Source organism: Chthoniobacterales bacterium (assembly GCA_018883245.1).
Classification (GTDB): domain Bacteria; phylum Verrucomicrobiota; class Verrucomicrobiia; order Chthoniobacterales; family JACTMZ01; genus JACTMZ01.
In genome coordinates, this window is record VEQL01000005.1 from 114270 (window position 1) to 120936 (window position 6667).

The 6667-nt window shown below is 59.7% G+C and carries 7 protein-coding genes and 1 pseudogene; 3 read left to right on the plus strand and 5 right to left on the minus strand.

Translation table 11 applies throughout. The annotated features are described in order from the left end of the window. Nucleotides 1-60: 60 nt before the first annotated feature. The 3 genes from FGM15_03325 to FGM15_03335 form a co-directional block, all read right to left on the minus strand. Nucleotides 61-1095 carry a YHYH protein gene (locus FGM15_03325; protein MBU3664895.1) on the minus strand — a complete coding sequence of 345 codons (1035 nt, stop codon included), beginning with the start codon at nucleotides 1093-1095 and terminating at the stop codon, nucleotides 61-63. A gap of 90 nt (nucleotides 1096-1185) precedes the next feature. Next, nucleotides 1186-1812 (minus strand): hypothetical protein, encoded by a 627-nt coding sequence (locus FGM15_03330; GenBank protein MBU3664896.1) that lies wholly within the window; start codon nucleotides 1810-1812, stop codon nucleotides 1186-1188. Between the two features lie 669 nt (nucleotides 1813-2481). Continuing rightward, nucleotides 2482-3084 (minus strand): PEP-CTERM sorting domain-containing protein, encoded by a 603-nt coding sequence (locus tag FGM15_03335; protein ID MBU3664897.1) that lies wholly within the window; start codon nucleotides 3082-3084, stop codon nucleotides 2482-2484. A 237-nt stretch (nucleotides 3085-3321) separates the two neighbouring features. On the opposite strand from FGM15_03335, the pseudogene FGM15_03340 reads away from it, so the two are divergent. Beyond that, nucleotides 3322-3473 (plus strand): annotated as a pseudogene (locus FGM15_03340) (IS256 family transposase). A 458-nt stretch (nucleotides 3474-3931) separates the two neighbouring features. Here the strand turns inward: FGM15_03340 and FGM15_03345 are convergent. Then, nucleotides 3932-4396, minus strand: coding sequence for a hypothetical protein (locus tag FGM15_03345; protein ID MBU3664898.1), 465 nt, complete (start codon nucleotides 4394-4396; stop codon nucleotides 3932-3934). A 170-nt stretch (nucleotides 4397-4566) separates the two neighbouring features. Further along, nucleotides 4567-5049: a hypothetical protein gene (locus FGM15_03350; GenBank protein ID MBU3664899.1), complete on the minus strand. Its 483-nt coding sequence runs from the start codon at nucleotides 5047-5049 to the stop codon at nucleotides 4567-4569. Between the two features lie 393 nt (nucleotides 5050-5442). On the opposite strand from FGM15_03350, the gene FGM15_03355 reads away from it, so the two are divergent. Next, nucleotides 5443-5649, plus strand: a complete 207-nt coding sequence (locus FGM15_03355; protein MBU3664900.1) for a hypothetical protein — start codon at nucleotides 5443-5445, stop codon at nucleotides 5647-5649. After that, the coding region (locus tag FGM15_03360; GenBank protein MBU3664901.1) for a methionine adenosyltransferase at nucleotides 5646-6667 on the plus strand (1022 nt) is incomplete at its 3' end. The genes FGM15_03355 and FGM15_03360, both read left to right, overlap by 4 nt.

Genomic DNA, 6667 nt, shown 5'->3' on the forward strand with positions numbered 1-6667 from the left:
AGCAGGCCGCGTGAGAGAGCATGCCGCCATGCAAACGAGGCCATTCCACGCCGCTGGCGTTTACGGGGCGGTGCGTCCGGGCGGTCTAGGCAGGGACTTCGCTTCCTCCGCATCGATGAAGCCGTCCCCGTTGGTGTCATGCTTGGAAAAATTCCGCGCCATCGGCTGCGGTGCTTCTTCCTTGGAAATTTTTCCGTCGCCGTCCCGGTCGAGTCTCCCGATCGGTCCGCCTGCGGTCCCGTTGCGGCGCGGCGGTCTTCCGTTCGAGCCCGGTCCTTGCCTTTGGAAACTCGAATCCGGCGTGCCTTTCAACATCCGCGGATAAAACGGAAACTCTTCCGTCGCCACATAGAAATACGTTCCCTGCGGATACTCCCCGGTGACTCCCGATCTTCCGTTGGCTTCGTCCAAGGTTCCCGCGCCCGCGACAAACTCAAAATCCTGCGTGTAAGTTCCATCGTATTTTCCTCCCGGGCCATTGCTTCCGCCCGGACGCGTCCCGGATTTCAACCTGTAGCCCGAACGATCCTCCGGTGTTTGCGTATAGATCGGGAAACCATCGGCCGCATACCCGATGAGCTTCCTTTCATCGCCGGGCAACTTTTCCACCAGGCCGGTCGGCACCCCATGGTAATGGTAGGCGCCGTTCGGTTGCACGTGGGCCATGTTGCGGTCCATCCCCAGCGTGCCCCGTCCGTTTACGATGCCTTCCATGCGCCAACCCGAAGAGGGATCCTTCTTCCAATATTCCGCCGTGCCCGGGTCGAACACCACGCCGTTCACGGCCACGCCGATCGGCTGACGTTCCACCGGCGTGAAAACCGCGTTTGTCGCGGGATGCGCCGGCATACGGAAAAGATAGTTTTGCGCGCGGATGGAGTTGGGATTGCCGGGGTTCGGGAAATCGCCTGTCGCATGGTTCGGCAGACCGTTGGCCCGGACCACCCGCTTGTCGCCCTCCACGGTAATCTCCACTTTCGATGCCTGCGAATTCGCGGCAGGGGTTTCCGTGCTCCCGGAGTCATGCCCCGGGTGGGCTGCTGCCAAAGAAAGGCCCATTCCCAGAATCAGCACCGCGTGTTGTGTCGCTTTCATGGAGGATTAAACCGCGGGCACGCCGCAAAGGTGCGCTTTATTTTTCGGGGGTTTTGAGGCTGCCGCTCAGGCGGAGGTGAGCCAGGCAGGTCAGATTTCGGTGGTGACCCGCTGGTAGCTGTTCTGCAGATCGTCCTGCACGACGTGCGCGGTGCCGCGGGCCCGAAGCACGAGATCGCGGTCCAGCACGCGCGAACGGTATTGCCAGCCGGCGGGAAGTTTCAGGCGCTTGGCCAAGCCGGTCAAATCGCGCTCGGTCAGCGAGGGATCAACGATCAATGCATAAGTCTGCATGACGTAGCGGGTGCCATCCGGGGCAATCAACTCGTAGATCGGGCGTCCCTTCTCGTAGAGGTATTCCGTGGTCCGCGCCACCGTGTTCTCCGTGTAGGGAGCGGCTTTGCCCTGCAGGACGGTCGGCAACGTGACACGGACATCGGCGAAATGCCTGGTCTCGATGCCCCCGAATGTTTCCGTCTTGCCCGGATTCGCCAGCGAACTGCGGTCCATCACGAAGTAGCGGGGTCCATTGAGAACAATCGCCGCCGCGCGGAATTGCTTTTTCAACGCGCGCGGATCGAGCGCGCGCCAGAGCTTCTCGGGACAATTGTTGAGTCCGAGCGTGTTGTAAACCCCACCGGTAAAAACGAACGGACCGCCCCGCACCACGATGACCTCGCCGTAGCGCTGCCCGCGCATGTTGTCGCGAGTGCGCATGTTTTCAGCTTCTGGCTGGTTGGCAGCCCAGGCCGGCACCGCGGGAGCCGCCAGACAAGTTGCAACAAGAACAACGAGGCAGAAACACCGTGTCATAGAGCCTGACATAGGAGGCATCCCGAAAGCCGGCGATGTGGCACCGCTCGATCTACTGCTGATCGATTGCCTGGGTGTTGTTCGAGCCGGTCAGTTCATTCTTGGCTTCTTTCACCACGCCCCTGCCGAGAATTTTGGACGCAATCTTGACCGGAGGCGGCGCGGCACACCCGGTGATGAATGCGATGGCGAGAATGAGAGCGGCGTTTTTCATAGCCGGTCCTTGTATCAAAGGCGCGAGGTTGGGAGCAAGCAGACGAAGGGGAGATCGACTGCTTTCCTTGATAGCTCATGACTCCACAGTCGCCTTCGTCACGGCGAGGGGTCGGACGACGCGGATGGTGATGCGGTAGATGACACGTTCACCGAAAACATAGTTGGGGACAAGATAGTGTTCCTCGCTGACCGCGCGTTCGATCCCGGGCCAGAAGTGGTGTCGATGACTGCATGCGTCTTTTCTTTTGTTCAGGCTTGAATTTTCCAGATGCCCGAAGAGTCGCGCCTCAGCCGGAAGCCCGCATCAAATCTCATTTGGACTTCATGCTTCCGCCATGCAGAAGCATCAGCCTCCGTTTATGTTTTTGTCCCACGGCGGCAGGCGACCACAGTCACCAGCGCACCGAGGGCGAGAAGAGCATAAGTGGAGGGTTCCGGCACGACATAGTCGGTGAACTTTACCGAGCCTCCGTCGTAGATGGAGTTGATGTGCAGTTCAAAATCGGTGAACTGGGCAGGCGTGGTGTTGAGGAATCTCCAACTCGCGGATTCTCCATCGGTGAACCGATCCGGGCTGTTCGCCGGTTGAAAATAGACACCCTTGTTATCGAAGGATTTCACCCCGACACTTCCCACGACATCGAACAATTCCAACGTTGGCTGGGAAATGTTGCCCGTTGGCATGTTGTAGTTCAGGGAGAAAACAAAGGGAGAACTCGCGTTGTATTGATTGTCCCAGTTGACCGAGAGCGTCCAGACGGTGTCTGTCCCGGAATCGGAAATGGTCAATCTGCCCATTTCCTGGTCCGGGAAACCGGCGGTCTGGCTGTAGCTGAAGATGTATTCGTTCGTGTTTGTTGCTGCGGACCAAGCGCTGCCCGTATGAAGGATCAGCCCCGCTGTGATGATGCCCAATAGAAGTGCTTTTTTGGTTACGTCGGTTGCTGTGTGCGTTTTCATGCACGGGAATTTTTCCCGCGCCGTCGCATCGTCTCTATTGGGAGAATTGCCCTCGGGAGAATTACTCGTGGGAGAATGACCCAGCCTCGCTGTCGATATGGTGCAAGCTAGCGACGACCAGCTCGCTCCGTGTGGGCAGGAGCCGGGAGCACCATTTGCATGCCGCCCAAGATGCGGGCGGCCATTAACTTCATGCGGTGTAAACCGTTACTCCGCCTGCTTTTTCCAAGGCTCGAGCGTTGGCAGGGCAAGCACACGAAGCTGTGCGACTGGGTGAAGCCAACATCGAGGAGACGTGGACCTTTTACCGTTTGCCGCGCGAGCACCACAAGCATCTCAAGAGCACAAACATGCTTGAGAGGCTCAACCAGGAGTTGAAGAGGCGGACCGGTATCTGGAGATGCAGGCCTTGAGGGATCAGAGAAAAAGCGAAGTCCGGGCCTTGGCGGCATGAGGACAAGCCCACCGACACACAGAACGACTATCCCCGGGGGCTGCGCGCCCCTTAACCCCGCGGCTCGGGGGGAACATCGGGGCGCTACCGCGCCCTGCCAAAAAACCGGGCCAATACAACCAACAAACAAAATCCCAAACTCCTACCAACCGCATCCATTTTGCTGCACTTGACGCACACAACTTGCAATGGGCACAGGGAGTCGTTGGTCATGGCGGCGTGATTCAGGGGTCGGCAGCCACCATCGCCCGTCTCCGGTCGATGTGGCGCGCGACATGTGAAGCCGTCCAGATGGCGAAAAGAGCGGCTATGACCCCGGTGAGCAAACAGCGAAGAAGTCCACCCGCACCGCGCACCAATGGAGGCACGCGGGCGGGTGGAATCATCGGGGCCCTATCCCAAGTCCGGGCGGTCCGGCCAGGGAGCTTTGCTACCCATGAACTCGAGGACCGCGGCCAGCGAGCGCAGCGTTTGCCAGCGCCCTCCCAACCGCTCCGGCCCACCCTTGAGCGTCTCGAAGAAGCGCATCTCGGGATCGGCCGCCGCTTTGGCCCAGCATGCGATCTCCTCCTCGTGCGTGAGTTTGCGGATCACGGGCAGAGACGCCTTCTGGCTTTTCATCACCAGCAGCGCCCGGCGCCGCACCTCGGCAAGACGGCCGATGTTGACCGTCAGGATGTGCCGCTCGATCGGCTCTTCGTAAACGGAGAGCTGTCCCATGCGGCAGCTGAAACGGAAGCGCTTGCCGTTCTCGCCCGAAACGCGCCACACGTAAACGGCATCGTGCGAGCGTTCGTTGTCTTCGTGGTTATGCCGTCCGGATCGGACGGCCCGACTTTTCGCATTTTCAATGAGCATTTGGATTTCCGACCCAAGGGTCGAACCCACACCCACCATGGGCGTAGTTCACCCCCGGGAAGGCGTTAATCCAAATGCGGGGGCGCTAATGCGGAGCGGTCATGACAGGTGCAAAAATATCACAACCCTCGGATCTGACAAGTGCCAGTTGTGTCATAGTGGAAAGCGGCCTATTTGGACACGGTCAATAGCCGCAGCTTTTCGGCAAACACCAACTCGCAGAGCAGATCCAAGCGCTTACGTGCACCGAGACCGTCGAAGCAAATCTGAGCGGCCAACCTCCTGCGTTGGCGAGGGCTTGAGTTGGCAAGCCCCATGCGGAAAAGGCGATGAAACTTTTCGGCGTCCCCGAGCCTCCAAGCCATTCCCTCGGCAAGCAGCCTGCGCACATAGCCGGCGAGGGCCAACTGGAAGTCTGCATAGTGTCGTCCCGCTGTATGGACATCGACTCCTGCGGCTACCGCGGCCTCGCGGCGCGAATGACCGGCACAGAACTCTTGGGCGAGCAGCCACTGCTTTATCAGCCCGTCGTAGCTCCATTTGCGGCGGCACCGGGTGCATTGGCGCTGCTTAGCGCTGCTGACGTGCGTGGGCGAGCCGTCGATCCAACAAAGTTTTCTTGTGAGATGGCGGTTGAAGGCGGAGGCGTTCACCAAAGCGGAAGCCTGCCCTAGATTTACGCATTTTCAATATTCTTGGTCCATCTATGGAGACAACCAAACAAAAGCCGAGGCAGCCGTTTTGCGAGTCTCCGCAGACCATCACCGGGGTCTGCAACGACTATGACACAAAAAGCTCTTTGAACCGAACAACACCCTGCTAAATTTCCAACTGCATCAGGAACGTCCTGCTCGAAAGAGCGGGGCTGCCAACCGGGGAGGAGAACCCACGGTGGCTGGTGCGGGACGAGCGAGTCTCTCCCGTGCCGATGCGCCGGTCGATCGGATCGACCGGAAAGCAAGTCTCCGCCTGGTGCGTTTATCAAACGCACAATGAACAAAACAACAAACCCCGCCGCGATCGCGGCGACCCAAGGGCGCTGCGTCGTGTCGTTTCGCGCGCAACGCGACAACCGCAACCACCACCTGTGGCTTAACAACGGCTGCTGGTGGCTGCACTACACAGTCCACCTGCCAAATTACACCAAAGCCCGCGTGCGTCGTTCGTTGCGCACTTCGGACGTGAACGTGGCTCGAGCCGAGCGTGATGCCATTCTCGGCGAGTTCGGTGTCTACGCGAAGGAGGCGGCATGAGCTACCTCTTCACTTCCGAGTCGGTCTCCGAGGGACATCCGGACAAGGTCTGCGACTTCATCGCGGACTCCGTCTTGGATGCCTGCTTGGAACAGGACCCCAACAGCCGTGTGGCCTGCGAGGTTCTCTGCAAGGGGCGCGATGTCGTTCTGGCCGGGGAGATCAATTCCAACGCTTTGGTCGACCATGAGATGGTCGCCCGTCGGGCCATTCGTTCGATCGGCTATACCCACGAGGAGCATGAGTTCCATGCCGACAAAGTCCGGGTCACCGATCTGATCGGAAAACAAAGCGAGCGGATCTCCGGTGGCGTCGAACTCAGTGACAAACAGCTCGGAGCCGGCGATCAGGGGCTGGTGTTCGGTTTCGCCACACGGGAAACACCGGAGCTGATGCCCCTACCCTTAACCTTGGCCCATCGCATCACGCGAACTCTGGCCGTGCATCGTCATCAGAACGAGGTCCCGTTCCTGCGTCCCGATGCGAAAAGCCAGGTCACCGTGCGCTACGAGGACAACAAACCCGTGGAGATCGCGGCGATCGTTGTTTCCACACAACACGCAGAGGACACGCGGCAGCAAACGATCCACGAATATGTGTGCGAGGCGCTTTTGCCCGTGGCCCTCGGCTCGTGGTTCAATCCGCAGTCGAAGATCTTGGTCAATCCCGCCGGACCCTTCGATCTCGGAGGCCCCGAAGCCGACTGCGGGGTGACTGGACGCAAGATCATCGTGGATACCTACGGTGGTGCGGCGCGACATGGCGGCGGAGCCTTCAGCGGTAAAGACGCGACGAAAGTTGACCGTAGCGCAGCTTACTTCGCCCGTTATGTGGCACGACAAATCGTCCAGCGCGGTCTGGCGCAGGTTGCCGAAATCCAAGTCGCCTACGCCATCGGTGTGCCCGATCCCGTTTCGCTACGGGTCGATACGCGGGGCACCGGCGACGACCACGTGGCGGAACAATACGCGCGGCGCTTTGATTTCCGTCCCTCCTCGATCATCGAATCCCTCAAGCT